The sequence below is a fragment of the Streptomyces sp. NPDC091281 genome (genome assembly GCF_044757425.1).
Classification (GTDB): domain Bacteria; phylum Actinomycetota; class Actinomycetes; order Streptomycetales; family Streptomycetaceae; genus Streptomyces.
In genome coordinates, this window is sequence record NZ_JBIVUY010000029.1 from 1 (window position 1) to 1791 (window position 1791).

The following is a 1791-nucleotide window of genomic DNA, read 5'->3' on the forward strand; positions in this document are numbered from 1 at the left end:
CGCAGCGATCTGGGCCGACATCCTCGGCCTCGAGAAAGTCGGCATCCACGACAACTTCTTCGAACTCGGCGGCGACTCCATCCTCTCCATCCAGACCATCTCCCACACCCGCCAGGCGCTCGGCGGACAGCTCTCGCCGCGGCTGCTCTTCGAGGCGCCGACGGTCGCCGAGCTCGCAACCGCCGTGGCGCCCGGGGAGCCGGTGGACGACCCGCTGATCCCGGCCGTGCCACGGGACGGTCTGCTGCCGATGTCCTTTGGCCAGCAGCGGCTGTGGTTCCTGGAGGATTTCAACGGGGGCGGGACTGAGTACCACTCGGCCGTCGGCCTGCGGCTGACCGGCCCCCTCGGCACCGCGGCGCTGCGCGCCGCGGTCGGCGACCTCGTGGCGCGGCACGAGGCGCTGCGCACCACCTTCGATGTCGTCGACGGACGCGGTGTCCAGATCGTCCACCCCGTGCTGGAGCCCGCGTGGCGGGTCGAGGAGGCCACGGACGAGCGGCGGGTACGCGACCTGGCGCAGGAGGAGCTGGCCCGCCCGTACGACCTGCGCGAGGGTCCGCTCGTCCGGGTGCTCCTCGTCCGGCTCGGCGCGGCGGAGCACGTGTGCGTCCTCGGGATGCACCACATCGTCACCGACGGCTGGTCCATGGGGGTCGTCTCACGGGAGCTGGGCGAGCTGTACGCGGCCCGCGTCGAGGGCCGCGAGCACCGCCTGCCCCAGGTCGCCGTCCAGTACCCGGACTTCGCCGCCTGGCAGCGCGCCCGCCTGGAGCACGGCGGACTGCTGGAGGAGCAGCTCGACTGGTGGCGCACCCGACTCGACGGCATCGCGCCGCTGGACCTGCCCACCGACCGGCCGCGTCCCATCGTGCGCTCGTCGAAGGGCGGGGTGCACGCCTTCGACATCCCGGCGGCCACGGTCGACGGGCTCAAGGAGCTGGCGCGCGCCCGGGGCGCGACGCTCTTCATGGCGCTGACGGCCGCGGTCAAGACCGTCTTCGCCCGCTACACGGGCCAGCGGGACATCGCTGTCGGCACGGCGTCCGCCGGACGGGGCGGCGCCGGGCTGGAACAACTGGTGGGCTTCCTGGTCAACACGGTCGTGCTCCGCTCGCACATCGACCCGGACACTCCCTTCGACACCCTGCTGGGGCAGGTGCGGGAGACGGTCCTCGACGCGTTCGCCCACGAGGACGTACCGTTCGAGCGCCTGGTGGAGGCTGTGCGTCCGGAGCGCGACACTAGCCGTACGCCGCTGGTCCAGGCGATGGTGGTGTTGCAGAACGCGCCCGGCATGCAGCCGAGCCTCGGCGAGGTCCACGTCTGCGACTACCCGCTGGAGCGGGACTCGGCCCTGTTCGACCTGACCGTCGAGTTCGAGGAGTACGAGGGCGGACTGCGGGCTTTGGTCGAGTACAGCGCCGAACTGTTCGACGCGCCGACCGTCGCCCGGTTCGGGGAGCACGTGAACACACTGCTGGCCGCCGCGGTGGCCGAGCCTTCCCGGCCGGTCTCCGAGCTGCCGATGCTCGCCCCGGGTGAGGGGGAGCGCGTGGTGCGGGAGTGGGCGGTGACGCCCGGTTCCGCCCCGTGGGAGGGCACGATCCACGACCGGGTCGCCGCGTGTGCCGCCCTCACGCCGGACGCGGTGGCCGTGTCCTGCGCGGACGTCACGCTCACCTACCAGGAACTGGACGAGGCGGCCAACCGCCTGGCCCACCACCTGATCACTCTCGGCGCGGGACCGGAACGCCTGGCGGCCCTGTCCGTGGATCGGGGCCTGCAGAT

The 1791-nt window shown here is 72.6% G+C and carries 1 protein-coding gene; it reads left to right on the forward strand.

Annotation, left to right across the window (positions count from 1 at the left end):
• The coding region (locus tag ACIQPQ_RS37545) for a condensation domain-containing protein (protein ID WP_401313439.1) at nucleotides 1-1791 on the forward strand (1791 nt) is incomplete at both ends.